Annotated in this window: 25 protein-coding genes and 1 pseudogene; 7 read left to right on the top strand and 19 right to left on the bottom strand. The window is 63.1% G+C overall.

Annotated elements, in window-relative coordinates:
- Position 1 precedes the first annotated feature (1 nt).
- The 3 genes from der to BM045_RS03230 all read right to left on the bottom strand — a co-directional run bounded on the left by der (position 2) and on the right by BM045_RS03230 (position 3276).
- Positions 2–1453: a ribosome biogenesis GTPase Der gene (der, locus tag BM045_RS03240; RefSeq protein ID WP_092179603.1), complete on the bottom strand. Its 1452-nt coding sequence runs from the start codon at positions 1451–1453 to the stop codon at positions 2–4.
- 99 nt (positions 1454–1552) lie between these two features.
- Positions 1553–2365, bottom strand: a complete 813-nt coding sequence (locus BM045_RS03235) for a tetratricopeptide repeat protein (RefSeq protein ID WP_092179601.1) — start codon at positions 2363–2365, stop codon at positions 1553–1555.
- Positions 2366–2475: 110 nt separating this feature from the next.
- Positions 2476–3276 carry a helix-turn-helix domain-containing protein gene (locus BM045_RS03230; protein ID WP_244522860.1) on the bottom strand — a complete coding sequence of 267 codons (801 nt, stop codon included), beginning with the start codon at positions 3274–3276 and terminating at the stop codon, positions 2476–2478.
- Between the two features lie 933 nt (positions 3277–4209).
- On the opposite strand from BM045_RS03230, the pseudogene BM045_RS19135 reads away from it, so the two are divergent.
- Together BM045_RS19135 and BM045_RS03220 are read left to right on the top strand one after the other, a co-directional pair.
- Positions 4210–4458: pseudogene (locus BM045_RS19135) on the top strand (helix-turn-helix domain-containing protein); the annotation flags it as partial.
- Positions 4433–4660: a hypothetical protein gene (locus BM045_RS03220; protein WP_139198685.1), complete on the top strand. Its 228-nt coding sequence runs from the start codon at positions 4433–4435 to the stop codon at positions 4658–4660. The pseudogene BM045_RS19135 and the gene BM045_RS03220, both read left to right, overlap by 26 nt.
- A 42-nt stretch (positions 4661–4702) precedes the next feature.
- On the opposite strand, the gene guaA is transcribed toward BM045_RS03220, so the two are convergent.
- Positions 4703–6271 (bottom strand): glutamine-hydrolyzing GMP synthase, encoded by a 1569-nt coding sequence (guaA, locus tag BM045_RS03215; protein ID WP_092179595.1) that lies wholly within the window; start codon positions 6269–6271, stop codon positions 4703–4705.
- 133 nt (positions 6272–6404) lie between these two features.
- Here guaA and BM045_RS03210 point away from each other — a divergent pair, with 133 nt between their 5' ends.
- A complete protein-coding gene (locus BM045_RS03210) occupies positions 6405–7607 on the top strand; it encodes an acyltransferase family protein (RefSeq protein WP_280139423.1) in 1203 nt (400 codons plus the stop codon).
- On the opposite strand, the gene BM045_RS03205 is transcribed toward BM045_RS03210, so the two are convergent.
- The 3 genes from BM045_RS03205 to BM045_RS03195 form a co-directional block, all read right to left on the bottom strand.
- A complete protein-coding gene (locus BM045_RS03205; protein ID WP_092179591.1) occupies positions 7604–8089 on the bottom strand; it encodes a TspO/MBR family protein in 486 nt (161 codons plus the stop codon). The two genes, BM045_RS03210 and BM045_RS03205, sit on opposite strands and share 4 nt — an antisense overlap.
- Before the next feature lie 68 nt (positions 8090–8157).
- Complete coding sequence (locus tag BM045_RS03200; RefSeq protein WP_092179589.1) at positions 8158–9450, bottom strand: RsmB/NOP family class I SAM-dependent RNA methyltransferase; 1293 nt, start codon at positions 9448–9450, stop codon at positions 8158–8160.
- Positions 9450–9884 (bottom strand): MAPEG family protein, encoded by a 435-nt coding sequence (locus BM045_RS03195; protein WP_092179587.1) that lies wholly within the window; start codon positions 9882–9884, stop codon positions 9450–9452. The genes BM045_RS03200 and BM045_RS03195 overlap by 1 nt, the downstream gene beginning before the upstream one ends.
- A 200-nt stretch (positions 9885–10084) precedes the next feature.
- Here BM045_RS03195 and BM045_RS03190 point away from each other — a divergent pair, with 200 nt between their 5' ends.
- The gene (locus BM045_RS03190) at positions 10085–11347 is read left to right on the top strand and encodes a hemolysin family protein (RefSeq protein WP_170848405.1); all 1263 of its coding nucleotides are present in this window, start codon (positions 10085–10087) and stop codon (positions 11345–11347) included.
- A gap of 242 nt (positions 11348–11589) precedes the next feature.
- On the opposite strand, the gene BM045_RS03185 is transcribed toward BM045_RS03190, so the two are convergent.
- The 4 genes from BM045_RS03185 to BM045_RS03170 all read right to left on the bottom strand — a co-directional run bounded on the left by BM045_RS03185 (position 11590) and on the right by BM045_RS03170 (position 15252).
- On the bottom strand, positions 11590–12189 hold the full coding sequence (locus tag BM045_RS03185) for a GNAT family N-acetyltransferase (RefSeq protein WP_092179585.1): 600 nt from the start codon (positions 12187–12189) through the stop codon (positions 11590–11592).
- Positions 12189–12923: an SDR family NAD(P)-dependent oxidoreductase gene (locus BM045_RS03180; RefSeq protein WP_092179583.1), complete on the bottom strand. Its 735-nt coding sequence runs from the start codon at positions 12921–12923 to the stop codon at positions 12189–12191. Before BM045_RS03180 ends, BM045_RS03185 begins: the two co-directional genes overlap by 1 nt.
- Positions 12923–14413 (bottom strand): amidophosphoribosyltransferase, encoded by a 1491-nt coding sequence (purF, locus tag BM045_RS03175; RefSeq protein WP_244522859.1) that lies wholly within the window; start codon positions 14411–14413, stop codon positions 12923–12925. Before purF ends, BM045_RS03180 begins: the two co-directional genes overlap by 1 nt.
- A 194-nt stretch (positions 14414–14607) precedes the next feature.
- Positions 14608–15252: a CvpA family protein gene (locus BM045_RS03170; protein ID WP_092179579.1), complete on the bottom strand. Its 645-nt coding sequence runs from the start codon at positions 15250–15252 to the stop codon at positions 14608–14610.
- A gap of 293 nt (positions 15253–15545) precedes the next feature.
- Here BM045_RS03170 and BM045_RS03165 point away from each other — a divergent pair, with 293 nt between their 5' ends.
- A complete protein-coding gene (locus BM045_RS03165; RefSeq protein WP_139198684.1) occupies positions 15546–16271 on the top strand; it encodes a hypothetical protein in 726 nt (241 codons plus the stop codon).
- Positions 16272–16273: 2 nt separating this feature from the next.
- On the opposite strand, the gene radA is transcribed toward BM045_RS03165, so the two are convergent.
- From radA to BM045_RS03125, 8 genes are all read right to left on the bottom strand, one after another.
- Entirely contained in the window at positions 16274–17674 is a 1401-nt protein-coding gene (gene radA / locus BM045_RS03160) for a DNA repair protein RadA (RefSeq protein WP_092179575.1), read from the bottom strand.
- Positions 17675–17747: 73 nt separating this feature from the next.
- Positions 17748–18878, bottom strand: coding sequence for an alanine racemase (gene alr / locus BM045_RS03155; protein WP_092179574.1), 1131 nt, complete (start codon positions 18876–18878; stop codon positions 17748–17750).
- Between the two features lie 2 nt (positions 18879–18880).
- The gene (locus BM045_RS03150) at positions 18881–20365 is read right to left on the bottom strand and encodes a replicative DNA helicase (RefSeq protein WP_092179573.1); all 1485 of its coding nucleotides are present in this window, start codon (positions 20363–20365) and stop codon (positions 18881–18883) included.
- Between the two features lie 300 nt (positions 20366–20665).
- Positions 20666–21268 (bottom strand): hypothetical protein, encoded by a 603-nt coding sequence (locus tag BM045_RS03145; RefSeq protein WP_092179572.1) that lies wholly within the window; start codon positions 21266–21268, stop codon positions 20666–20668.
- Positions 21269–21394: 126 nt separating this feature from the next.
- Entirely contained in the window at positions 21395–21967 is a 573-nt protein-coding gene (gene rplI / locus BM045_RS03140; protein ID WP_092179571.1) for a 50S ribosomal protein L9, read from the bottom strand.
- A gap of 153 nt (positions 21968–22120) precedes the next feature.
- Positions 22121–22369: a 30S ribosomal protein S18 gene (gene rpsR, locus BM045_RS03135; RefSeq protein ID WP_092180862.1), complete on the bottom strand. Its 249-nt coding sequence runs from the start codon at positions 22367–22369 to the stop codon at positions 22121–22123.
- A gap of 24 nt (positions 22370–22393) precedes the next feature.
- On the bottom strand, positions 22394–22810 hold the full coding sequence (gene rpsF / locus BM045_RS03130) for a 30S ribosomal protein S6 (RefSeq protein WP_092179569.1): 417 nt from the start codon (positions 22808–22810) through the stop codon (positions 22394–22396).
- Between the two features lie 218 nt (positions 22811–23028).
- Positions 23029–23493 (bottom strand): MarR family winged helix-turn-helix transcriptional regulator, encoded by a 465-nt coding sequence (locus BM045_RS03125; protein WP_092179567.1) that lies wholly within the window; start codon positions 23491–23493, stop codon positions 23029–23031.
- A gap of 106 nt (positions 23494–23599) precedes the next feature.
- Between BM045_RS03125 and BM045_RS03120 the strand changes: the two genes are divergently transcribed.
- Entirely contained in the window at positions 23600–24784 is a 1185-nt protein-coding gene (locus BM045_RS03120; RefSeq protein WP_092179565.1) for an HlyD family secretion protein, read from the top strand.
- Positions 24785–24795: 11 nt separating this feature from the next.
- Complete coding sequence (locus BM045_RS03115) at positions 24796–25887, top strand: FUSC family protein (protein ID WP_092179563.1); 1092 nt, start codon at positions 24796–24798, stop codon at positions 25885–25887.
- Positions 25888–25941: the final 54 nt, after the last annotated feature.

Below are 25941 nucleotides of genomic sequence, written 5' to 3'. Positions count from 1 at the left end.
TTTAGCCCAGCCTGCGCTTGGACTTGTCGTCATAGGGATTGACCGTTCCGCCGCGGACCCAGAGGCGGATTGGCGTGCCTTTGATGTCGAAGGCTTCGCGCAAGCCGTTGATCAGGTAGCGCTGATACGACACCGGCAAGACGTCTGGTCGCGAGGCGAAGAGGATGAAGCTCGGTGGCCTGGTCTTGGCCTGCGTCATGTAGCGCAGCTTGAGACGGCGGCCGGACACGGCCGGAGGCGGATGGCTCTCGACCATGCCGGTCAGCCAGCGGTTGAGGCGGGCGGTGGAGACATGCGAATTCCAGCTGCGCTCGATCTTGAACACCGCTTCCATCAGCTTGTCGATATTCTTGCCGGTCAGGCCCGAGAGGGTGACCAGCGGTACGCCGCGCAGCTGCGGCAGCAGGCGGTCGCATTCCTCGCGCAGCATCTTGAGATGCTCGTTCTTGTCCTCGATCAGGTCCCACTTGTTGACTGCGATGACCAGCGCCCGGCCTTCGCGCTCGACCAGATCGGCCAGCAGCAGATCCTGCTTTTCGAAGGGGATGGTCGCATCGAGCATCAGCACGACGACTTCGGCATACTGGATCGAGCGCAGGCTGTCGCCCACGGCCATCTTTTCCAATTTCTCGGTCACACGGGATCGACGCCGGATACCGGCGGTATCGACAAGGTTGATCACCCGGCCTTCCCATTCCCAGGGGACCAGGATCGAGTCGCGGGTAATGCCGGCCTCGGGGCCGACCAGTACGCGCTCTTCGCCCACCATGCGGTTGATCAGCGTCGACTTGCCGGCATTGGGGCGGCCGACGATGGCGACGTTGAGATAGCGCTTGGGGTTCCAGCGCAGGGTCGCCTCGTCGCCTTCACCCTCAAGCATGTCCTCGGTGATGTCGACATCGACCTCTGGCATTTCCTCGAGGTCGCCGACTTCCAGGGCTTCGCTCTCGGCATTCTTGCGGTCGATCGTTGCGGAGACGATGGAGTAGAGTTCGGCGAGGCCCAAGCCATGTTCGGCCGAAAGCGCAATGGCTTCGCCAAAGCCGAGCTTGAAAGCTTCCACAAGTCCCGCTTCCGCCGCGCCGCTTTCGGCCTTGTTGCCGACCAGATGCACCACCTTACCAGCCTTGCGCAGCACCTGCGCAAAGCGCTGGTCGAGCGGCACGACGCCAGCACGGGCGTCGATCATGAAGAGGATAACGTCGGCTTCCTTGATCGCCAGCTCGGTCTGCTGGCGCATGCGGTCTTCGAGGCTGCCGTCAGTGACGTCCTCATAGCCGGCTGTGTCCATGATGCGGAACGTCAGGTCGGCAATGCGGCCCTCGGCCTCGCGGCGGTCGCGGGTCACGCCGGGCGTGTCATCGACGAGGGCGATCTTGCGGCCGACCAGGCGGTTGAACAGGGTGGATTTGCCGACGTTCGGGCGACCGACAATGGCAACGGTGACGGTCATGCGTTCTGTATCCGATCCGGCTAAAGGCATTTTCCGCAAAAGGGGTGCCCCTTTTGCGGTTCGAAGGCGCGTCAATAAAAGTCCGAGGCGAGACGGCCGCTATTGAGCGGCCGGCACAGCCTCTGGCGTGGCAGCGGGAGCATCCGCGGCCGGTGTTTCTGGAGCAGGGGCCGCGGCAGCCGGGGTCTCGTCACTGACAATGGCGTCGATGGCGCTGGCGGCGGCCTCTGCCTCGTCGGCAGCGGGTTCGGCGGCTATGGCGCCTTCCGACAGCAGCTGGGCCAGGTAATAGCCCATGCGATTGCGCACGGTGCTCTGGGTCAGCGGGTCGTTGATCACGGCCTCAAAGCTCGTCTTGGCAGCGGCAAAGTCGCCGGCCTTGTACTGGGCAAGGCCCAGGGATTCGCGGGCGGCATTGCGCAGCGGGCTGCCTTCGGCGGCAATCGAGCCGACGCGCGATTCCACATCGGCCAGCGTGCCGGTATCGACCATCAGCGTACCGCCAAGCACCAGCGCCAGCTCACGCAGGCGGGTGTCGGACAAGCTATTGCCGAGTGCGTCATAGGCAGCGACAGCCTCGGCGGTCTTGCCTTCCTTGGCCAAAACGCCAGCCTTGCGGAACTGCGCCAGGATCGGATAGCTGCCCGAACCATCGGCAATCAGCGCATCGAGCTGGGTCTGCGCCGCAGCGAGATCCCCACCGTCGATCTGCTCGAAGGCGGCATAAAGCTCGTCGGACGACGATGCGGCATTGTTGGAATGGTACCAGGTCCAGCCTTCGTTGATGGCGACGATCGCCACCACGGCCACGGCAGCGCCGATCACGAACGGCGCAAAGCGGCGCCATAGCGCGCGCATGCGATCGCTGCGCAGCTCCTCGTCGACTTCGCGGAAAATATTGTCTTCGGACATGGCCTGCCTAAGGTCACCAACTTCAATTCGGGCGCACGTTTAGCATGGCTCCCCGGGAAAGCAAATGCACCGGGGAAACCCATCTAATGCAAGGTTTGCCGGGAAACGGGCTAGCGCATGCCGGAACGCTGGCACGCCGCGTCGATCACCGACAGCTTGGTGGCCTGCGCGTCGATCATTTCTCGCACAAACTCGGCCGAGACCCAGATATAGGACGCGCCGCGCTCGCCGCTCCAGCCCATGCTGCCCAGGGTTTCCGCCTCGCGCAGCTTGCGGCCGAGATGGGTGCGCGACAGCTTGACCCAGCCAGCCAGCTCGCCCAGCGAGCGGATCGAGGTGGTGTAGCGCGTGCCGTCGGCATAGCGCTCCTGCAGGTTGCTGATCAGCCAATCCATGATCACCCCGCCATTGTTGAGCCAGGTAAACAGCGAAAACGTGCGCTGCGGCCGCCGCAGTTGCGCATTGGTGAGCACGCCCTGGCCGAGTTCGAGCTCCAGCCGTTCGAAGGCATGGTCCTTGCTCATATAGTGGCGCAGCCGGTGTCCATGATCGAGCCGGTCGAGCGTCGCCAGCTGCACCTTGGCCCAGGCGTCGAGCACGCGCAGCGTTTCGGGCGTGACGGACAACCGCTTGGCACGCCGGTCATTCGGATCGCGGGTCGCGACCACATAGCCGTAATGCAGCATCTCCTTGATGAAGGAGTCGGCGGTATTGCGGCTGGCGATCTCATGGATCGCCACTTCGCGCAGAAATCGCGCACTGGTCATCCATGGCGTCTCGGGGCCGCCCTGCCGGAACATCAGCGCTAGAGCGGCATGGGCAAGCAGAAAGCGCTGCTGGGTGGCAAAGATCGAACTCAAACGCGGATGGGTGTGGAACGCCTGTAGCGATACAGATGATTGTCGCTGCATCAAAGGCAGCGCCAATGGGCTGGAGATTATGGAATCCCTGGTCAAAAGTAAGTTCTGATTAATCATCGCCGCTCGGATACTTGAAGTTGTGAAGTCGAAAATCCGAACACAGAGGGAGATACATGCAGTATGACAAGTGACTTTTATTGGGTGAAGTTTGACGGCCTTTTACGTAAAAGGCGGTTATTTGCTCTGGTCTTGTGAATTGTTCGAAGAGGATTTTTGGGTGCGGGCAACAACTAAGTACTAGCCCCATTGGGATACGTAGCGTTGGCGCGCTGTTTTACGAGTAAAACTGCCCCCATTTTTAGTCAGGGTCGGGGGCTGTCTTTGTCGCCCCGGCGCTTCCTATGCTCGCCGATGTGAGGGTGAAATGGTCGATTTGTGCTTGGGAGCGCGATGCTTTCGACCAGCCGAAGTCACCCTTCGGGAGCGAAAATGAGTCTGAGTAACGAGTACGGCACGGTGGACGGCCGTCCAGGCGATATACGCGATCAGAGCAGCGCGGCAAGGAGCGGCACGCGGCAGCACCAGCTGTTCGGCCGCCAGGGCGAAGCGCCGGCGCATGTGATGGCACAACGCAACGCCGTGTTCGGCCGGCGCGCCGAAACGCCGGTAGCCTATGTTTCGCTGCAACGTGAGCGATTGCGGGGCCTCTTTGCCGAACTCTGGGTGCTGTTTTCCGACCCGGCCTTCCCCGACAAGGGTCCGGCGATGAGCTTTGACGACAGCGAGCAGCCGGCGATCCGGCTCGGCGACAGCGGGTTGATCCGCGCAGACGGACCGCGCGGCGCCTTCGTCTTCCAGCGCGTTGATGACCTGCATCTCGCCTATACGATCACCATTTCCGACGTCGACCAACTGGTCGATTTCGTCGTGGCGCATCTGGCACGGCTCGATTTCACCCCACAGAGCGGGCTGGCCCAGGTCGAGGCCGTGGTCGGCCATTCGCTGCATGACGTGGAACGCGGGCTGATCCTCTCGACCCTCCGCCACTGCCGCGGCAATCGCACGCGGGCCGCACAGATGCTCGGCATTTCGCTGCGCCTGCTGCGCAACAAGCTGCATTCCTACTGGGCGCATCTGCTGGCAGCCGAGCAGGCGGCGGCCACGCGTCACGGCGTGAATTCTCCTGAGAATTCACTGGCGCCCCACGATGCTTCGGACCGCGAACTGCGCTGACAGCATGGCCTGGATCTATGTGAAGCTGCCTTGTGGCACGCTCAAGGTGAAGCCACGCTCGCATATGCGCCGTGCCGAGCGCTTCGGCGAACTGCCGATGCTCGATCTCGGCGTGGTGATCATTTCATGGTGGAGCCGCAAGCGGCTGCTGCGGCATGCCAAGTTGCACAGACGACTGCGGACGGACAGGGACCACTGCTAGGGACAAACAAAAAGGGCAAGGCCTTGGCCTTGCCCTGTCATCTCATTCCCACTCGATCGTGCCGGGCGGCTTGCTGGTCACGTCATAGACGACGCGATTGATGCCGCGCACCTCATTGATGATGCGCGTGGCGGTCTTGCCGAGGAAGTTCATGTCGAACTGGTAGAAGTCGGCCGTCATGCCGTCGACCGAGGTCACGGCGCGCAGGGCGCAGACGAATTCATAGGTGCGGCCGTCGCCCATCACGCCGACGGTCTGCACCGGTAGCAGCACGGCAAAAGCCTGCCAGATCTTGTCATACTGCCCCGACTTGCGGATCTCATCGAGATAGATCGCATCGGCCTGGCGCAGTATATCCAGCTTTTCCGGCGTAATGCCGCCCGGGCAGCGGATGGCCAGGCCCGGGCCGGGGAAGGGGTGGCGGCCGATAAAGCTCTCGGGCAGGCCGAGCTCGCGGCCCAGCGCCCGCACTTCATCCTTGAACAGCTCACGCAGCGGCTCCACCAGCTGCATATTCATGCGCTCAGGAAGGCCGCCCACATTGTGGTGGCTCTTGATGACCACCGAGGGGCCGCCCGAGAAGCTGACGCTTTCGATGACGTCGGGATACAGCGTGCCTTGCGCCAGGAACTTGGCGCCACCCAGCTTTTTGGCTTCTTCCTCGAAAGTCTCGATGAACAGCCGGCCGATGATCTTGCGCTTGGTTTCCGGATCGCTCTGGCCATCCAGCTCGCGCAGGAACACCTTGGACGCATCCACATGCACCAGCGGGATATTATACTGGTCGCGGAACATGGTGACGACCTGCTCGCTCTCGTTGAGCCGCATCAAGCCATGGTCGACATAGATGCAGGTGAGCTGGTCGCCGATGGCTTCGTGAATCAGCACGGCGGCAACCGAGGAATCGACGCCACCGGACAGGCCGCAGATCACCTTCTCGCTGCCGACCTGGGCGCGGATCTTGTCGATCATCTTCTGGCGATAGGCCGACATGTTCCAGTCGGGGGCGAGCCCAACGATCTTGTGCACGAAATTGGCCAGCAGCTTTCCGCCATCGGGCGTATGCACCACTTCGGGGTGGAACATGGTGGTGTAGCGCTTCTTGCTCTCGTCGCCGGCAATGGCGAAGGGCGCATTCGGCGAGGTCGCCATCACCGTAAAGCCTTCGGGCAATTCGGTGACGCGGTCGCCATGGCTCATCCACACCGGATATTGGCCGCCGACGTTCCAGATGCCGTCATAGAGCGCGCTGGGTTGCAGCACTTCCACATCGGCCCGGCCGAATTCGCGGTGATGCCCACCCTCGACCTTGCCGCCGAGCTGCAGGCAGAACGTCTGCTGGCCATAGCAGATTGCGAGGATCGGCAGGCCGGAATCGATGATCGACTGTGGCGCGCGCGGGCTGCCTTCATCGGTGACCGACGCCGGTCCGCCCGAGAAGATCACGCCCTTGGGCCTGAGCGCCGCGAAGGCCTCTTCCGCCTTGTTGAAGGGGTGGATTTCGCAATACACACCCGTCTCGCGAATACGGCGCGCGATCAGCTGGGTGACCTGCGAACCGAAGTCCACGATGAGGATGGCGTCGGGGGCGGCAGTCTCTGGGGTTTGCATGGCGTCGCCATATCGCTGTGGCGCGGATTCCGCAAGTCGCGCGCGTGCAGACATGGCTTGCATGTCCGAGAGACCTTGACCGCAACCACTGGCTGCGGCACGCGTTGGCCCGCAAACCTTGCGGGATAGAGAATTGACTCAACAGCGACTGCTCGGCGCAGATTTCCTGCGCGCCGCCGCCTGCCTCATGGTGCTGCTGCACCACCTGGCGTTCCGAATGGATGCCGGCAATGTCCCCGATTGGGCCAGCCCCGTGGTCAGTTTTTTCGTCATGGGAAGCTTTGGTGTCTCGGTCTTCTTCGTGCTGAGCGGCTTCCTGCTCGCACGGCCCTTCTGGCTGGCGCTCGACAAGGGCGATCCCATGCCCTCGCTGGCCATTTTCACCCTGCGCCGGGCTGCCCGCATTCTGCCCGGCTTCTGGCTGGCGCTGATCATCAGCTTCATTCTGAGCGTCACCGTCAGCGGCTCACCGCTCGATGGTGAGCATGTCATCCGCTTCGTCGCCGGGTTTTTCCTGGTCAGCGACTGGCACTGGCTGACGCTGTTCCCGGTCGATAACAATGGCCCGCTCTGGTCGATCGGCTTCGAGGTCACCTCCTACCTGCTGCTGCCCTTCTTCCTCGCCGTGCTGTTTGCCCTGCGCCTGCGCGGCTGGACCGCGCGCCTCGCCTGGGTCGGCGTCATCGCTTTGGTCCTCGTGCTGCATTGGATGGTGACGCAATGGGCGCCGATCGATGACGTCGAACGCGGCTGGAATTTCGGTCTCACCGGTGGCGCCAAGGCCTGGATGCCGCGCTTCAACCCGATTGGATTCTTTGCCATTTTCGCCCTCGGCGCGCTGGCGGCGGGCGTGCAGGTCAAGTTGAATCACATTCGTCACTGGCTCTGTGACGTCATTGGACTTGCTGCGGTTTTTGCCGCGGGCTGGATTATGGTCGACCATATCGGCGGGCTCAACGAGGGCTTTGGCCTGCTCGATATTCCCTATGGTTTCCCCAGCATGCCGCTAGCCATCTGCGTGGCGCTGGTCGCGCTGCCATCTTCGCGGCTGGCTGGCCGCCTGCTCGACAACCGGTTGTCGCGCTTCATCGCCGAAATCTCCTTCGGCATCTATATCTGGCATTTCCTGGTCATCGGACTGATGGCGCGTCTAGTGCCGCCGAGCTTCCAGACCGGCGGCGAAGACGGCTGGAGCATCTGGCTGTGGTCCAGCGCCATTGCGATCGCCATCAGCATTGCGGTTGCCACGGTTAGCTTCTACCTGCTCGAACGCCCTATGGTGCGTTGGGCCCGCGGGCTGGAAAACCGCTCGCAGGCCGTGGTCGCGCCGGCCTAGTTCAGCAGCGCAATCGAGAGGTTCAACAGCGTCGCGAAGCCAACCCAGGCGGCATAGGGCACGAAGAGCCAGGCCGCCGCAGCGTCGAGCTTCCGCGCGGTTAGAATGAAGGCGACGATCAGGGCCAGGATGGCAATGATCACGGCGAAGGCGGGCCACAGCATCTGCCCGATGAACCAGATTGGCGACCAGGCCCAGTTGAGCGCCATCTGGGCGAACCAGACCTTCATGGCAGTGCTGTTTGGATCGATCATCCAGATGCGCCAGCCGGCGACGGCGATCATTGCGTAAAGCGTAAACCACACCGGCCCGAAGATCCAGTTCGGCGGATTGAAGGGCGGCTTGGTGAGGCCCTCATACCAGGCGCCGGGTAGCGACTGCGTGCCGATCAGCGCGCCGACGCCGATCACCACAACGAGAAATATGCCCAGTGTCAGCCAAGGGCGGGGCGTCTTATAGTCGGCAAGCGAGGGAATGGTCATGGGAGCAGCTCGTGCAGCAAGGGATCTGCCCCTTGAACGCAGCACGAGCCGCCATGGTTCACTTGAGGCTAGGGCGCGAGCCGCAGGGCGTTGAAATAAAAGCCATCGGTGCCGGTCAGCCGCGGCGTCAGCGCAATGCCGCCCTTGGCCGTCTCGACGCCCAGCGGCAGGTCGGCGCCGAACGCGGCCTGCCACAGCTCGGCGGCCGGGGTCGGTGAAAAGCCCGGGTGGGCCGCGATGAAAGCCGCCACCTGGTTGTCATTCTCCTCGGGAAGAATCGAGCAGGTGATATAGACCAGCGTGCCGCCGGGCTTGAGATAGCGCTGACCCTCGGCAAGGATCGCCGCCTGTTCGCCGACGCGCTGCGCCAAGAGCTCCGGCGTCAGCTTCCACTTGGTATCGGGACGCCGCCGCCAGGTGCCGGTGCCGGTGCAGGGCGCATCGATCACCACGCGATCCATCTTGCCGGCGAGGTCATCCAGCGCGCCATCGAGCGGCGCCCGCACCTGCACATTGCGCGCGCCATTGCGCTTCAGCCGGTCATAGATCGGCGCCAGGCGATTGCGGTCGCTGTCATAGGCAAAGATCTGCCCCTTGTTCATCATGGCCGAGGCCAGTGCCAAGGTCTTGCCACCAGCGCCGGCACAGAGGTCGAGCACCTGCTCGCCCGGCTTGGCGCCAGCCAAAGCTGCCACGATCTGGCTGCCCTGGTCCTGCACCTCGAACCAACCCTTGAGATAACCCTCATCGGTGGTGACATTGGGCGTCCGCGCATCTCCCGGACCGGCCGGCATGGTGACGCCGACCGGCGAAATCCCCGTCTCGGCCGGGTTGAAGCGAGCCAGTGACTTCATCACCCGGGCGCGGTCGGATTTGAGCGTATTGGTGCGCAGGTCGAGCGACGGTCGCCCGGCCATGTCCTGGCCCTCGGCAATCCAGTTGTCGCCAAAGCCGCGCTCCAGCGAGCCAGCCAGCCATTCCGGCACATCCGCCAGCACCCAGTCGGCGGTGTCATCGGGCAATTCGCCGACCACCCGCGCCAGCTCGTCCTCGCTCAAGGCCTCGGGCGCATGGCTATCGGCGGCAAAGCTCTCGCTCAGCGCGGCCGCATCCTGCCCCCAGTCACGCACCGCCACGGCCAGCACCAGCGCCCGCGGACTATCATCGCCCATGATTGCGGCATGCGAAGCACGGCGGCGCAGCGCGTCATAGACCAGGTTGCCAATGGCGGCCCGATCGCCAGCCCCGGCAAAGCGGTTGTTGAGCCCCCACGCCTTCAGCGCTTCGGAAACCGGGCGCTTGCGCGTTTCCACATCCGTGAGAACATCGATGGCGGCGGAGAGACGACCAGGCAGGCGCATCAGATACTCGGAGCTAGAAGAATTCGAAGCACGAGCCATAGCCACAGAAGGCCCAGCACCACAAGGCCCGCGAAATACACGCTGAAGCGGCGGAACACGTGATTGGTGGTGACATGCACCCCGGCATGCACATAGCGCAGCCCCACGAACAGCCCGGCCAGCACCACTTCCACCCAGCCTGTGCTGCCCATCCACAACGACAGCAGCGCCGCCATGTAGAACAGTACCGGCAGCTGGAACTGGTTGTCGAAATTATTCGACAGCAGCCGCGCCCGCAGCGGATAGGCATCGCGTGTCACCGCAATATCAGCGACCGCAATCTCGCCCCGCGCCACGCGAGGCACCCGCTCCATGCCCATCCAGACCAGGATCATCAGCGTCAGCAGCACCTGGGCGGCAACAATCAGGATCAGCAGCTTCTCGACCAGGGACATCTTCGACCTTCCGTTGAACTGCGGCTCATGACGCCAAGTGTCTGCGCTGACTCAAATAACATTTCAGCGGGCAGGCTTGCGACATATTCTCATGACCCATGGCGCAACCAATTGGTTTGCCCTTATATTGTACCGGCTTAAGCGACCCGATGCTGATTGCGGGGCCGCATTCCCATGAAAAAACCTTGTACGTAGAAATTTTGATCGTCGTCGTCCTGACCATCGTCAACGGCCTGTTGGCAATGTCGGAACTGGCAGTCGTCTCCGCGCGTCCGGCGCGTCTCCGCACCATGGCGGACCAGGGCAATAAAGGGGCAGCAACGGCCATCAAGCTTGCCGAAGACCCGGGCAAATTCCTCTCCTCAGTCCAGATTGGTATTACCCTCGTCGGCATTCTGTCTGGCGCCTTCTCGGGCGCGACGCTCGGCCTGCGCCTTACCGACTGGCTCGAATCGGTCGGCGTGCCCGACAATATTGCCGACGTGGTCGGCGTCGGCGTGGTCGTCGTCCTGATCACCTATATCTCGCTGATCCTCGGCGAACTGGTGCCCAAGCAGATCGCCCTGCGCGATGCCGAAGGCGTTGCTGCCCGCGTCGCCCCGGCGATGAAGGTCATCGCCACGGTCGGTTCGCCCGTCGTCTGGCTGCTCGACGTCTCGGGCAAGCTGGTGCTGCGCCTGCTCGGCCAGCATGGCGAATCCGAGGAAACCGTCACCGAAGAAGAGGTGAAGACCATCATCGCCGAGGCCACCACGGCCGGCGTCATCGAAAGCGACGAGCATTCGATGATCTCGGGCGTCATGCGCCTGGCCGACCGTTCGGCACGTGGCCTGATGACGCCGCGTCTCGACGTCGACGTCGTTGATCTGAGTGACGATGGCGACGAGATTCGCCGCACCATCCTCAGCACCCACCGCTCGCGCCTGCTGGTGCAGGACGGCGACGCCGATTCGATCATCGGCGTGGTGGCGATCAAGGACATCATCTCGGTCTTCGCCAATGGCCAGCCGCTTGACGTCCGTAAATTCGTCCAGCCGGTGCCGGTTGTCATGGAGCATGCCGACGCGCTCGACGTGGTTCGCGCCATCCGCAACTCGACAGTGCATATGGCCCTCGTCGTCGACGAATACGGCCACTTCGAAGGCATCGTCACCTCGGGCGACATCCTCGAAGTCATCACCGGCGTGTTTCAGGAAGAAACCGGCGACGACCCGGCCCTGGTCAAGCGCGAGGACGGTTCGTATCTGGTTGCCGGCTGGATGCCCGTCGACGAATTCGGCGACAAGCTCAAGATCGCCATCCCGCGCGACGCCAAGTTCGAGACCGTCGCCGGCTATGTCCTGTCCATCCTCAACCACCTGCCCAAGGTCGGCGAGACCTTCGAGCATGACGGCTGGAAGATCGAAGTCATGGACCTCGATGGGCGCCGCATCGACAAGGTGTTGATGACGAAACTGGGGTAAGGGATCTCACCTCTTCCGTTGGGGAGAGGTGCTACTTCGGATTTGGCACCCTTATTCCACACCCACGGTGTCACCCCAGCCTTGAACCGGGCCCATCCTGAGATGACAGCACAGCCGCAAGGTCGATCGCTCGAACCACCTTGCGGCAGCCCAACGATATCGAGATGGATCCCGGCTCAAGGCCGGGATGACATCGAGTGTGTGAAGAGCGCGGAACTCCATCAGGATTGTCAGCGCGGCCGCTAAAGCCCCATCCCCATCCAGACCGTCCGGCCAATCGTCGCCAAGGGCACAAACCCGCTCTTGCTCCAGAACGCCACACCGCCGCTATTATTGGCATTGGCGCCCAGATGAATGCCGCTGACTCCTGCTGCCTTCGCCTGTTCCACCCACAGCGTCAGCAGCCCCGACCCGACCCGCTGCCCGCGCAGCCGCGGCAGCAGGTTCATGTGGATATGAGCCGGATAGGCCGCGACGATATCGTCCGGATTTGAATCAGGCTGGTTGATGGTCGCCACCCGCATGCGGTCTGCCGCCGTCAGGCTCTCTGGCGCCACGCTGGCATAATGCTGACGCAGCGCCGGCCACCAGTCCCGCTCCAGCTGCGCTTCGAACGCCCTGGTATCATGCGTGCCGACCACATAGCCGGCCACGCCAAGCTCATCGTCGGCCACGAACACATGCTCGGGCTCCAGCGCCCCATAGGGCGCAGCGTAAATCGAACCCACCGTCTTGCGGTCATTGTGCAGGCCTGACGCATCCTGCCCGGAATCGCCTGTGAGAAGGCAGATTTCATACAGCGCCTCGAGATCGCTCTCCCGATAGGGGCGCAGCACCAACATCAGAGGTCTTCGAACTGACCGGTCGCCATGTCGAACAGCCGGCCGCTCTCCTTGAGCGTGGGGCTCAGCATGTCGATCAGCTTTGGCGCGATATCGGCCGGCTTTGGCAGCGTGTCCGGGTTTTCGCCCGGCATGGCCTTGGCGCGCATCGCGGTGCGCACGGCGCCGGGATAGAACACATTGACCTTGACCTTGGTCTGGCCGATTTCGCTGGCATAGGCCTTGGCCATGGCGTCGACGGCGGCCTTGCTGGCGGCGTAGAGGCCCCAGAATGGCTTGGCCGAGCGGGCTGAGGCGGAGGACACAAACACCGCGCGGCCGGCCGTCGACTGGCGCAGCAGCAGGTCGGTGGCCCGCAGCAAACGATAATTGGCCGTGACGTTGATGGTCATGACCTTTTCGAAATCTTCCGGCTTCACATGCGGCAAGGGGCTCAGCACGCCCAACTGACCGGCATTGGCGACGAGCCCATCGAGCGCGCCCCAGCGCTCAAAGATCGCCGCGCCGAGCCGGTCGATGGCATCGCCATCGCGCAGGTCGAGCGGCACCAGCGTTGCCGACGAACCAAGGTCCTGAATCTCGTCATCGAGCTCTTCGAGCCCGCCTACGGTGCGGGCCACAGCCACCACATGCGCGCCACGGCGCGCAGCTTCCAGCGATGCCGCATAGCCGATACCGCGCGATGCGCCAGTGACGAGGACGACCTTGCCGGCAAGGTCTTGATTCTCAGCCATTAACCGGCCTCTTTAAGCAGGGAAATTTTCTTCGGCTCGTTCTTGGTACGGCCGTCGAGATCGGTCAACTGTGTCGGATAGTCGCCGGTGAAATAGTGGTCGGTAAACTGCGGCGCATCCGGATTGCGCTTCTCGCCGCCGACCGCCTCATAGAGCCCGTCGATCGACAAAAATTCCAGCGAATCCGCGCCGATATAGTCGCACATCGACTGCAGCGTCTCATGTTGGTTGGCCAAAAGCTTTTCCGGGTCCGGCGTGTCGATGCCGTAATAATCCGAATAATAGATCATCGGGCTGGCGACGCGAATATGCACTTCGGTAGCGCCGGCCTCACGCATCATCTGCACGATCTTGAGCGAGGTGGTGCCGCGTACGATGGAATCATCGATCAGCACCACGCGCTTGCCGGCGATCTCGGCACGATTGGCCGAATGTTTCAGCTTGACGCCAAAGGCCCGGATCGACTGGGTCGGCTCGATAAAGGTGCGGCCCACATAGTGGTTGCGGATGATCCCGAGTTCGAAGGGAATGCCGCTGGCCTGCGCATAGCCAATGGCCGCCGGCGTGCCGCCATCGGGCACTGGCACCACGACGTCGGCCTCGACCGGCGCTTCCTTGGCCAGCATGATCCCGGCGCGCTTGCGGGCAGAATAGACGCTGCGGCCGGCGACGATCGAATCGGGGCGGGCGAAATAGACATATTCGAACAGGCAGGGCCGTTCCGGCTGCGGCCGCGCGGCCTTGCGGGCCTCGATGGAAATCGTGCCATCGGGCTGCAATTCGCAGATGATGACTTCGCCATTTTCCACGTCGCGGATATATTTCGCGCCGATAATGTCGAGGGCACAGGTTTCCGAGCAGAAGATCGGCTTGCCATCGAGTTCGCCCATCACAAGCGGGCGGATGCCGATCGGGTCGCGCGCCGCGATCAGCTTGGTGCGCGTCACGGCCAGCATGGCATAACCGCCTTCCATCTGGCGTATGGCGTCGATGAAGCGGTCGGTGCTGGACGAATGTCGCGAGCGGGCGATCAGATGCAGCACCACTTCGGTATCGCTGGTTGACTGGCAGATGGCGCCGGTGGCGATGATCTGGCGGCGTAGCGTCAGCCCATTGGTGAAATTGCCATTGTGCGCGATGGCAATGCCGCCGGCTTCCAGCTCGGCAAACAGCGGCTGCACATTGCGTAGCGCCACTTCGCCGGTGGTCGAATAGCGGGTGTGGCCGATGGCGATCGAGCCGGGGAGTTTGGCCAAGAGGGCTGGGTCGGTATAATGGTCGCCAACCAAGCCCATGCGCTTTTCGGTGTAGAACTGGCGCCCGTCGAAGCTGACGATACCCGCCGCTTCCTGGCCGCGATGCTGCAGCGCATGCAGGCCCAGCGCCGTCAGCGTCGAGGCATCGCTATGCCCCAAAATGCCAAACACGCCGCACTCTTCGTGCAGCGTGTCTCCATCAAGACTGAAATCGTCATCGCCGGGATGGTTCACGGGGCTCTCCATGCCAATGCTGCTCTCAACCGCAGGCCAGGGCGTTAGAAACGCGCCTGACAATCACGTGCCGCCAATGGCGACAGGGCCAGATGCGGGATCGGCCCACGCCATAGCCCATTTTGGGTGCCCCGACCAATGCCGCATAAGGCGGTCAGGGTTGTGGCGAGCGCTATGCGCTCACCGGAAAATGATCAGGCCTGCGGTGCGACGACGGCAGGCGGCGTCACGGTGGTAGTCGGCGCAGCAGGTGCCAGTGTGCCATTCTCGGTGGCATCGGTGCCTTCATCGACCGGAACGGCCGGCGCTTCCGGATCGTCGGTCAGGCCGGTGCCGCCCTTGAGCATGTCGGTCACTTGGGCTTCAAGGCCCTCCGGCAGCATGGAAATCAGCGTCGTGCCCATATTGCGCAGATAGGGAAGCGACTGCGACTGCGCAGCCCAGCTTGGCAGGTTGTTGGGGAGCAGCCAGGTGCCGAAAATGGTGATGACGATGGCAATCAGCACGCCGCGCAGCACGCCAAAGACAAAGCCCAGCGTCCGGTCGATCGGGCCGACGCGGCTGTCGACGACGAAATCGGCAATGCGCATCGTGAGCAGATGCAGAACGATCAGCGCGACAATGAAGGTCACCACCACGGTGGCGATATCGGCAACGATGGCCTCGGCAATATACTGCCGGGCGATCTCGGGATGATACTGCCACATGTAGATGGCGATGGCGGCCGAACCGGCCCAGGTCGCTAGCGAAAGCACTTCGCGGGTAAGGCCACGGGCAGTGGCCAGGATTGCTGAAATCAGCACCAGTACACCCACACCAACGTCAAACGCTGTCAGCATATGTCTTCGCTAAGCTCCAGTTGCCGCCCCGGCATGTCGGGCGTGGTTTAGCCGCTTTGTAAGGCAATGCCAAGGCTTGGCGGCGGCGCGGAAGGCGATCTCCAAAGAAACTGTTAACGGTAAGGCGCCCGATCGGGCAAGGCAGGCGCACCGCTTTGTCGGGTGAAAACTCGGATTTGCATTCACGCGCGCGGCGCCGGTGCCGCCAATACTGTGACGCTGATGGATAATCTTAATAGTCGCTCATTCGTTCGGCACTAGAACAAATGCCGAAGCGTTTCTTGGGGGCTGCTGTGCAACGTCACGATCATCTTCTTCTCGCAGTCGCTCTGGCGTCGGTTTTCGTCGTCGCTGCGCCGGTCTTGGCCCAGGCACCGGCTCCCACCAGCGCTGCGACGGAAGTCGTCTCCCTCTGGCTCGCACCGCCCAATGTCGTGACGCCCGAGGGCCTGCCGACTTTGGGCAAGTGGATGCTGACCAGTGCAGGGGTGCCGTCAGACTGGCTGGGCGAGGTCTATCGCGGCAAGAACCTGCGCGAACCGATCAATGTCATCATCGTGGATGACGCGGCAACCAGCGCCGCCGACGCCATCACTCGGCTGATCGCCGCCAGCACATCTGCCGGCTATCCCGTGCGCCAGGGGCATTCGACCGGCTATCAGGCCGCGATGGACGGTGGGTTGCACGCCCAACTGCCCACCGGCAACGACGTCGCCTTTTCCAATGGCATCTATGAGCTCGACAACAATCACGGCCGCATTTTCGGCCCGGTCGCCTTGGGCACATCTTTTGTCTTCATCGGTGCCTTCAGCCGCGAGGATGTCGATCCGCTGGCCGATCCCGGCCATCAATATGGCTCGTTCAACCAGGCGCGCGACGACTTCACGCAAAAGCTCGATGCGGCTACTGACTTCAAGGTCAGCCAGTTCGTGGACATGGAAAACGCCATTCTCGACGATCCCAAGCTGACTACGGTGGAACATGACGGCATGGCCGTGCTGGTTCGGGCCAGCAAATAGCCTCACCACTCGTCGCGATTAGCCTCGCGCGGCTTGCCCTTGGCGGCAATCTTGCCGACCATTTCGGCGAGATCGGTGAATTCGGAAATATCCAAGCCCGAATTCTTGTCGGCACTGCCCAGCCGGCCGGTGGAGACCGCCTTGAACCCCAGCTTTTGCGCCTCACGCAGCCGCAGCGAGCCATGCGATACCGGCCTGATGCCGCCGGCCAGCGAGATTTCGCCGAAATAGACCGCATTTTTTGGCAAGGGCGACGAGGTCAGCGAGGAGATCAGCGCCGCTGCCACCGCCAGATCGGCCGCAGGTTCGTTGATCTTCAGCCCGCCCGCCACATTGAGATAAATGTCATTGGCGCCGATCCGCACCCCGCAGCGGGTTTCGAGCACCGCCAAAACCATCGACAGGCGCGACGAATCCCAACCCACCACGGCACGTCGCGGCGTACCGAGTGGGGAGGGTGCCACCAGCGCCTGGATTTCGATGAGCAGCGGCCGCGTGCCCTCCATGCCGGCGAACACCGCCGAGCCGGTGGCATCATCGTCGCGCTGGTCGAGGAACAGGGCCGAGGGATTGAGCACCTGTTCGAGCCCCAGTTCGGTCATGGCGAACACGCCGATCTCATCGGTCGCGCCATAGCGATTCTTCACCCCGCGCAGGATGCGGAAGGTGTGGCTGGCATCGCCTTCGAAATACAGCACGGCATCGACCATGTGCTCCACCACGCGGGGGCCGGCAATCTGCCCGTCCTTGGTCACATGGCCCACCAGCACCACTGCCGCGCCGCTCTTCTTGGCAAAGCGCGTCAGCGCCTGCGCCGAGGTGCGGACCTGGGTCACCGTGCCCGGCGCAGAATCGACGCGATCGGTCCACAGGGTCTGGATGGAATCGATGATGACCAGATCCGGCGGCGGACCGTTTTCCAGCGTCGCGAGGATGATCTCGACATTGGTTTCGGCCGCCAGCATCACATTGGCTTCGCCCAGGCCCAGCCGCTGCGCCCTGAGCCGCACCTGCGCCACCGCTTCCTCACCCGAGACATAGATTACCCGCTTGCCGCGATTGGCCAGCGCCGCTGCCGATTGCAGCAGCAAGGTCGACTTGCCAATGCCTGGATCACCACCCACCAGCAGCGCCGAACCTTTGACGAAACCGCCGCCGGTCACCCGGTCCAGCTCCGCCATGCCGGTAATGACGCGTGCCGCGCTCTCGGTTTCGCCGGACAGTGGCACCAGATTGGTTGGCCGCCCGCCCGATTTGGCCGCCTTGGGTCCGGCGCCGACGCCGCTATCGGTCAGCTCCTCGACAATGGTGTTCCAGTCGCCACAGGCATCGCATCGCCCCTGCCACTTGGTGGTCACCGCCCCACAGGCCTGGCAGACGAAGGACGAACGGGACTTGGCCAAGGGGATACTCGCGGTTGGACGGATGCCTATCTAGCCGGGATGGCCATGGCTTCGCAAGAACAAAAAGCGAACATCAGCCCGGCGGCAGGTTCCCGTCGCCAATATAGTTGCGGTTGTATCGGCCCTTGAGCGAGGTCAGGATTTCATAGCCGATCGTGCCAGCCGCATCGCCCTGATCATCGACATCCAGCACATTGCCGAGCACTTCGGCGCCCTCGCCGGGATTGGGAATGTCATGGCCGAGTTCGGTGATATCCACCGTGACCTGGTCCATCGAGACTTTCCCGATCACCGGGCAGACCTTGCCGCGGATCACCACCTTGCCGCCCGGTCGCGTATTACTGGCCGAGAGCGAACGCAGGAAGCCGTCGGCATAGCCGTGGCCGAGCACGGCGAGGCGGCTGTCGCGCGACAGCGCGTGGCTGGCGCCATAGCCAACCGATTCTCCAGTGCGCGCTTCCTTGATCTGCAGGATTGGCACATGCAGCGTAACCACCGGCGCCATCGGGTTCTTGCGACCATTGACCGCCCGCCCGCCGTAAAGCGCAATGCCCGGCCGCACCATCTGGAAGTGATAGTCACGACCGGTCATCAGGCCCGCCGAATTGGCCAGCGAGGCCGGCACGCCGGGAAACTGCGTCATCACCGAGCCGAACAGCGCCAGCTGGGTGCGGTTCTTTTCGTGGTTGGGCTGATCGGCACAGGCCAGGTGGCTCATGATCATCTGCGGCGCATAGCCCAGCGACTGCACTCGGTCGCGGACAATGCTCGCCTCATTGAGGCGGAAGCCGAGCCGGTTCATCCCGGTATCGAAATGGAAGGCCGAGGGATAGGCCTCGTTGCGCTCGAGGCATTTGGCCAGCCATTCCTCGAGCATGGCCATCGACGACAGTACCGGCATCAGGTTCTGCCGCACATAAAGATTGGCCGCGCCGGGATAGAGCCCGTTGAGGATGAAGATATGCGCATCGGGCACCGCCGCGCGCACCGCCATGCCCTCGTCCACGGTGGCCGTGAAGAAGAAGCGCGCGCCCGCCGCATGCAGCGCCTTGCTGGCCATGGTGATGCCGGTGCCATAGGCGTCGGCCTTGACCACGGCGCCCGTCAGCGCGCCGGCGCTGACCTTGTCCAGCGCGCGCCAGTTGCGGGCCAAGGCCCCCAGATCGATCGAAAGCTGGCCCCCCAGGCCTGACGTCAGCGCCATGCCTATTCCATGCGCTCGGGGAGGTAGTCGGCGCGTGCCAGATTGCCGAAGCGCGTATATTGCGCCTCAAAGCTGAGCTGCACCGTGCCGGTCGGGCCGTGGCGCTGCTTGGCGATGATCACTTCAGCCTTGCCGTGCACCTGTTCCATTTCCCCTTGCCAGGTCATGTGTTCTGGCGTGCCCTCTTTGGGCTCTTTGTTCTTGAGGTAATACTCTTCGCGATAAACGAACAGCACCACGTCGGCGTCCTGCTCGATAGAACCCGATTCGCGCAGATCGGAAAGCTGCGGATGCTTGTCGTCGCGCGATTCCACCTGACGCGACAGCTGTGACAGCGCAATCACCGGCACCTCCAGCTCCTTGGCCAGGGCCTTGAGCGTCGTGGTGATTTCGGTCAGTTCCTGCACGCGGTTCTGGCTCGAGGCCTTGGATGAACCACTCAGCAGCTGCAAATAGTCGACGATCAGGCAGTCGAGACCCTTCTGTCGCTTCAACCGTCGGGCGCGGGCCGCCAGCTGCGCCACCGAAATACCGCCGGTATCGTCGATGTAGAGCGGCAGCTTGCTCATCATGTTGGACACGTCCACCAGCTTGGAAAACTGGCTGTCGTGAATCCGGCCGCGGCGGATGTCGGAGGAGGAGACCTCCGCCTGCTCGGCCAGAATACGCGTGGCCAGCTGTTCCGAACTCATTTCCAGGCTGAAGAAGCCGACAATGCCGCCATTGGTGGTTTTGTTGTGCCCATCGGCCTGCACTTCGCTGCGAAACGCCTTGGCGATATTGAAGGCGATATTGGTCACCAGCGAGGTCTTGCCCATGGCGGGACGGCCGGCCAGCACGATCAAGTCCGAGCGCTGCAGCCCGCCCATCTGGCGGTCCATGTCGTCGAGCCCAGTGGAAATGCCCGACAGGCCACCGTCGCGCTGATAGGCTTCGCCTGCCATCTGGATCGACGCGCTCAGCGCGCTGGAAAAGCTCTGGAAGCCGCCGTCATAGCGGCCCTTCTCGGCCAGTTGGAACAGCTCGCCCTCGACCTTTTCGATCTGCTTGTTGGGCGACATTTCGACGTCGGATTCATAGGCGACCTGCACCATTTCCTCGCCGACGAGGATCAGGTTGCGGCGAATCGCCAGGTCATAAATCGCCTGGCCATAGTCCGCCGCGTTGATGACCGTGGTGGCTTCCGCCGCCAGCCGCGCCAGATATTGCGCCATGGTGATGTCAGGCAGCAGCTGGTCGGGCAGGTGGGTCTTGATCGTGGTCGGATCGGCCGATTTGCCGGCGCGGATGATCTTGCCGGTCAGCTCATAAATGTCGCGATGCACCGGCTCGTAGAAATGCAACGGCTCGAGGAAATCCGAGACCCGATAGAAGGCGTCATTGTTGATCAGGATAGCGCCCAACAGGGCCTGCTCGGCCTCCACATTGTGGGGCGCCAAACGAAATGACTTGTCTTCGGCCGGATGAAGCCGTGCGATCTCTGCCATGGGTGCCTCTGAGCGCTTTCAGGAAAAGTGGCCGCCACTTTTCCGCTTCGAAAGCGTGCCTGAACATTCAGAGCCCGGACGCCGTTGCCTCGCAACGGTGGAAGGCTCTGAGGGTTTGTTAACCTTTCTTAACCACGCGACGCGGGCAAGAGTCTCGACCTACCAAGCGGAGGGTTAACGACTCGTCGACACGCTGTGAACACTGTGGACAACGGGGATTGTGACCATCGTGTGTTGCACCCGAGGAAGGCAGCAGCATGGCGGCGCCGAGTCGGCCCCGCGCTTATTGGCAAGAGCAGGTTAGGGGACTACGGCCCAGGGCCGCTTGCTGGCATCCGAGCCATCCCACACCACCCGGTCCACCCGCCACTGTCCGTTGGAAAGCAAAGTCAGCTCAAGCGTCAGCGCGGATGGGCTGCCACCGACATTGCCCACCGGCAACGTCAGCACCCCATCCACGGCGGCTGTCGGCGCGCCAATATCGGGCGTTCCGAGCTGAAACGGCAGCAGGTCATTCTGCTCAGCCGCATAGAGCAGATCGTCGAAGGCGGTCGGCGTGCTGAGCTGCAGGTCGAAGGACACATCGTCCATCTGCCCTTCACCCCAGACTTTCGAGCCGGGCATGCTGGCCGCCGGCGCGCCGGGAAACAGCGCGCCGAAATTGAAACTGCCCACCAGCTCGTTAAAGCCCTGCTTGGCCTCGGGCGAGAGCAGGAAGTAGGCATTGATATAGTCGGAAGCACCATAGGCATCGAGAAAGCTCTGCGCTGCCGCTTCGGGCGACGACATGTCCAGCCGTTCCAGCACGGTCCGGCCTTCGCCCTTGGATTTCGCGGCATGCGCTGCGGTGACGGGCAGGACTGCGCCGAGGAGGGCAAACAGGACGAACAGGGATCGGGACATGAGGCAACTCCGGAAGCTGTGCCAGCTTCGACCTGTCGCCTAATGGAAGGCATCGCACAGATGTTCGATGCCAAACAAAAAGGCCGGGCACTGGGCCCGGCCTTTTCGCCGTTTTATGCGAGAGCCTTAGAGCTCGTCGTCGAAACGGTCGTCCTGCTGCGCGTCCTTCTGGCCGGCAGCGAAATCGCCATTCTCGTCGTCTTCATAGACGGTGACGGTGACGTCTTCACCAGCCGACTGGCGGGTGGCTTCGTCGGTCGAACGGGCGACGTTGACGGTGATCGACACGGCAACTTCGGCATGCAGGTTGAGGGCGATGGTGTGCACGCCAACCGACTTGATCGGGTCTGCGAGGTCGACCTGCGAACGCTGGATGGTGAAACCATCGGCAGCCAGGGCTTCCACGATATCGCGCGAGGCGACCGAACCATACAGCTGACCGGTTTCGCCGGCCTGGCGGATGATCACGACTTCGCGGCCATTGAGGCCTTCGGCAATGCCGGCAGCCGCGTTCTTGCGGTCGTCGTTGCGCTTCTCGATGTGAGCGCGCTCGGATTCGAACTTCTTGCGGTTGGCTTCGGTGGCGCGGAGCGCCTTGCCCTGCGGCAGCAGGAAGTTACGGGCAAAGCCGTCCTTGACCGAAACTTCATCGCCGATCGAGCCGGTGCGGCCGATACGCTCGAGGAGAATAACCTTCATTTCAATATTCCTTTGGCTGTCCCGTCTCTTGGACGGTTAGGAATTCCGGACCATCCAGAACCCCAGCGGTGCGTCTGCAAAGACGCGGCCTACCCATGCTGGCACGGGTAGGCCAATCAGCAGTCGTCGGGCTAGATAACCAGCCCAGCGATCTTACTGGACGGCATACGGCATGATGCCGATGAAGCGGGCACGCTTGATGGCCTGGGCCAGTTCGCGCTGCTTCTTGGCCGAAACGGCAGTGATGCGGCTCGGAACGATCTTGCCGCGCTCGGAAACGTAGCGCGAGAGCAGGCGAACGTCCTTGTAGTCGATCTTTGGCGCGCCTTCACCCGAGAACGGGCAGGTCTTGCGGCGACGCTGGAACGGACGGCGGGCCTGGGCGGTCGTAAGGTCTTTGATTGCCATAGCTGTTAGGTCCTTATCTTAGAAACGGCGCGGACGGCGTTCGCCGCCGAAGCCACCACGGTCACGATCGCCGCCGGGACGACCACCGCGTTCGCCATCACGATCATCACGATCGCGCTTCTGCATCATCGCCGACGGGCCTTCTTCAAGCTCGTCCACGCGGACGGTCATGAAGCGCAGGATGTCTTCGTTAATGCGCATCTGGCGTTCCATCTCGGCAACAGCGGCTGGCGCTGCTTCGATGTTGAGCAGGGTGTAATGCGCCTTGCGGTTCTTGCGGATGCGGTAGGAGAGACCCTTGAGGCCCCAATATTCATTCTTGGTGACCTTGCCGCCGCCCGAAGACAGGATTTCGGTCAGGGCAGTGGTCAGCTCTTCCACCTGCTGCTGGGAAACGTCCTGGCGAGCCAGGTAGATATGTTCGTAGAGGGCCATTGATGCGCCTTCCTTCGTGGTTTTAAACACAGCAACCTCTGGCGCGGAGCCTCCTTGAAGCCGGAAAGGGCATCAAAGCAGTCTTGCAAAGAGCGGGAACACGGGAGGCCGGGCTATGCCCTATTTGACGTTCCGAAAAACGAAAAACCCTCCGTTCAGCCCCCGGCCAAACGAATTGCTGGGCGCCCTATAGGCCAAACCACCACGCAAGGCAAGGGTCAGGCCCGCTCCAGACCGACGGGAGCCTCGAGATCGGCATCCAGCGTGCCGATCAGCCGGCCTAGAAAAGTCGTGATGACCGCCTTGTCGCTTGCGCTGAGGTCGGCCAGCGTCAGGTCTGCCACCTCGCGGAACCGCGCGCGCAGCGCCACCACTGCCGGATCATCGGCAGCCGGTCCTGCCACGACCACGATGCCCCGCCTGTCGGTCGGGTGGCGCTCGCGTGCCAAAAGGCCTCGCCGCTCCAGCCGATCGATCAATGCCGTCGTCGAGCCGCTGGAAATCCCCACATAGTCGGCCAGCATCTTGGCCGTCACCGGTTCGGGCGAGGTCTCGACGAAGTTGAGGCACGAGAGGTCCGTGGTGTTGATCCCCATCAGCTCGGCCGTGCGCCGGTCGAACCGGCCTGCCGCCAGCATGGTGTCGCGCAATTGCGCCAGAATGATCTCGTTCGCCTGCGGCATTTCAAGGGTCTCGCTCGTTCAGTTAGCTCTATATCAGAATAGCTCTATTGACAAGATACTCTGCAGTCCATATTTCAGCGTCACCTCATTCCCAAGGTGACGAAAAGTGACCAAGTCCGCATCGCTGCGTCAGCAGCCCGATCTCGAATCGGCTCCCATTTCATCCAGCCCCACGATCAGCCTGGCCCCTGTTGCCGATCCGGAGCCAGTCTCCGAGCCCGTCAAACGGCGCAATCCGGCTGCGCTGGCGGGTCTCGTCATCCTGATTGCCCTGTCCGGCTTCGGCGCCTGGTATGTCCTGTCCGATCGTGCGGCGCCCTATGCCGGTGGCGCCTCGGTCACCGCCTTTGTCACCCAGATCGCCCCGCGTGTCTCGGGGCCGGTGACGCAAGTGCTGGTCTCGGACAATGCCGTGGTCAAGGCCGGCCAGCCCCTGTTCCACATCGATGACACCACCTTTGTAATGGATGTTGCCCAGGCCGAGGCGCAATTGGCCCAGGCCCGCCAGACCGTCACCGCCAATGCTGCGGCAATCGTCGCCGCCACGGCCCAGCGCGACAAGGCCAATGCCCAGCTCGCCCTGGTCCAGCCCGCCCGCGACCGCGCGCTCCAATTGTTCGGCCGGGGCCTGGTGTCCGATGCCAAGCGCGATCAGGCCGAGGCCGACTATAGTGCCGCGCTGGCCGCGACTTCCGCGGCAGAGGCCGATATTGCACGCCTCACCGCCCAGGCCGGGCCGTCCGGCGAAGACAATCCCCAGGTGCGGACCGCCATGGCTGCACTGGAAAAGGCTCAGTTCGCGCTCGCCAACACCACCGTGCTCGCACCGGCCGATGGTTACATCACCAACCTGTCCCTGGCTGGCGGCCAGTTCGCCACGGCCGGGCAGGCAGTGATGACCTTCATCGATCCCACCACCCAAGCCGTGCTCGCCGATTTCCGCGAGAATCAATTGGTCAATGTGCTGCCCGGCGATCCCGTGGAACTGAGCTTCGAGGCCGCACCCGGCACTATTTTCCACGGCCATGTCGATAGCATCGCCTGGGGCATCAACAGCGGCCGCACCACGGTCAATGGGCTGGCGCAATCCTCGACCGACACCCGCTGGTTCCCCGCCGCCCGCAAAATCCCCGTCCGCGTCAGCCTCGACCAGGATACGCCCATGCCCGCTAATCTGCGCCTCGGGTCGGAAGCCAGCATGGTCATCTATCCCGCAGGGCAGTCCGGCGTTGTTGCCACCATGGCCGCCGGCCTGATGCGGATCGGCTCGTTCTTCTCCGGCTTCAACTGAGGACCTGACCGATGGAGCAGCTCACCCGGGTCGATCTGGCCGAGGACCCCCATTTTGCCCTGCGCACGGCGCTGGGCCTGGGCCTCGCCGTGCTGCTGGCCGAACCGCTCGGCATTTCCGTGCCGGTTCTGGTTGTGTCCCTCACGCTGTCGCTGATGAGCAGCCAGCGTGGCCGCTTCTCGTTGAGGCGCGGCATGGTCGTGCCGCTCGCCATCCCGGTCATTTCAGCCATCTTCAGCGCCATTGCCGCCATGACGCTGGGCGAACCCCTGCTGTTCACCACCATCTTCCTGATCTTCGCCGCGATCGGCCTCTATCTCATGGTGATCAGGGGCAGCATTGCCGGGTCGCTGTTTGCCATCATCCCCGCCATGATCTCGGTCACCGCCGTTGCCAGCGATCAGGCACTGGTCGTGATGCGCGACAGCTTCACCATGACCGGCCTTTTCATGGCGGTCACGCTGCCGCTGCTCAATTTCCTGCTGCCGCCCAAGACCGATCGGGTGCATGTCCCGGCGCCCGTGGCCGCCGATTATGACCGGCCCGGCCGCGAAGTGCTGCTGCGCCTCGCCATCCTCGCGCCGGTCCTTCTGTTCTGCTGGATCACCGCCGATGCCAATCTGGTCATCCTGCCGATCATCGTCATCTTCGTGCTGGGCCAAGGAGAGCACACCATGCGCCATCGCGAGGCCTTCGACCGCATTATCGCCACGCTGCTCGGCGCCGCCACGGCCATTGCCGGCCTTGCGGTCTACCATCTCATTCCGGCGCTGCCGGTCTTCATCGGCCTCACCATGCTGGTCGGGCTCTATGCCGCCCACGGCATGAGCAAAGGCCGTCTTTCGCCGGTCACCTACCAGTTCGGCGCCTCGGTGGCGCTGATCCTGATGGTCACCAGCATCGGCACGCGCGACGCCTTCGAGATCATCTTCCAGCGCACCGCGCTGACCGTGGTGGGCGCCGTCCTGGCGATTGGCGCGCTCGCATTGCTCGAGGAAATGGTCATTGGCGCACCCGCCAGGCTGCGTCAGCGGCGGGCCGCGCGAGTCACCGCACGGCGGCTTGTGCTGGTCCATAGTGGGGAATCCATGCGCGCGCCTTGACTCCGCCACACCCTTTGGGCACACGCCGCGCAACTGGACAGCCGCCCTGCGGAT

Origin of the sequence: Devosia sp. YR412, assembly GCF_900110945.1 — a bacterium.
Lineage (GTDB): Bacteria > Pseudomonadota > Alphaproteobacteria > Rhizobiales > Devosiaceae > Devosia.
This window is presented reverse-complemented; position numbering and strand designations above follow the sequence as displayed.

Excerpts from the sequence above, each read along its gene's own strand:
- BM045_RS03170 (WP_092179579.1), bottom strand. The coding sequence starts at position 15,252 with ATGCTGACAGCGTTTGACGTTGGTGTGGGTGTACTGGTGCTGATTTCA.
- BM045_RS03200 (WP_092179589.1), bottom strand. The coding sequence starts at position 9,450 with ATGCGCCTGCCTGGTCGTCTCTCCGCCGCCATCGATGTTCTCACGGAT.
- BM045_RS03180 (WP_092179583.1), bottom strand. The coding sequence starts at position 12,923 with ATGGCTGAGAATCAAGACCTTGCCGGCAAGGTCGTCCTCGTCACTGGC.
- BM045_RS03220 (WP_139198685.1), top strand. The coding sequence starts at position 4,433 with ATGCTTCGGACCGCGAACTGCGCTGACAGCATGGCCTGGATCTATGTG.
- BM045_RS03150 (WP_092179573.1), bottom strand. The coding sequence starts at position 20,365 with ATGGCAGAGATCGCACGGCTTCATCCGGCCGAAGACAAGTCATTTCGT.
- der (WP_092179603.1), bottom strand. The coding sequence starts at position 1,453 with ATGACCGTCACCGTTGCCATTGTCGGTCGCCCGAACGTCGGCAAATCC.
- BM045_RS03185 (WP_092179585.1), bottom strand. The coding sequence starts at position 12,189 with ATGTTGGTGCTGCGCCCCTATCGGGAGAGCGATCTCGAGGCGCTGTAT.
- BM045_RS03235 (WP_092179601.1), bottom strand. The coding sequence starts at position 2,365 with ATGTCCGAAGACAATATTTTCCGCGAAGTCGACGAGGAGCTGCGCAGC.
- rpsF (WP_092179569.1), bottom strand. The coding sequence starts at position 22,810 with ATGGCCCTCTACGAACATATCTACCTGGCTCGCCAGGACGTTTCCCAG.
- BM045_RS03145 (WP_092179572.1), bottom strand. The coding sequence starts at position 21,268 with ATGTCCCGATCCCTGTTCGTCCTGTTTGCCCTCCTCGGCGCAGTCCTG.
- BM045_RS03205 (WP_092179591.1), bottom strand. The coding sequence starts at position 8,089 with ATGACCATTCCCTCGCTTGCCGACTATAAGACGCCCCGCCCTTGGCTG.
- alr (WP_092179574.1), bottom strand. The coding sequence starts at position 18,878 with ATGGCGCTGACGTCAGGCCTGGGGGGCCAGCTTTCGATCGATCTGGGG.
- rplI (WP_092179571.1), bottom strand. The coding sequence starts at position 21,967 with ATGAAGGTTATTCTCCTCGAGCGTATCGGCCGCACCGGCTCGATCGGC.
- BM045_RS03115 (WP_092179563.1), top strand. The coding sequence starts at position 24,796 with ATGGAGCAGCTCACCCGGGTCGATCTGGCCGAGGACCCCCATTTTGCC.
- BM045_RS03230 (WP_244522860.1), bottom strand. The coding sequence starts at position 3,276 with ATGCAGCGACAATCATCTGTATCGCTACAGGCGTTCCACACCCATCCG.
- guaA (WP_092179595.1), bottom strand. The coding sequence starts at position 6,271 with ATGCAAACCCCAGAGACTGCCGCCCCCGACGCCATCCTCATCGTGGAC.
- BM045_RS03195 (WP_092179587.1), bottom strand. The coding sequence starts at position 9,884 with ATGTCCCTGGTCGAGAAGCTGCTGATCCTGATTGTTGCCGCCCAGGTG.
- BM045_RS03125 (WP_092179567.1), bottom strand. The coding sequence starts at position 23,493 with ATGCCGCAGGCGAACGAGATCATTCTGGCGCAATTGCGCGACACCATG.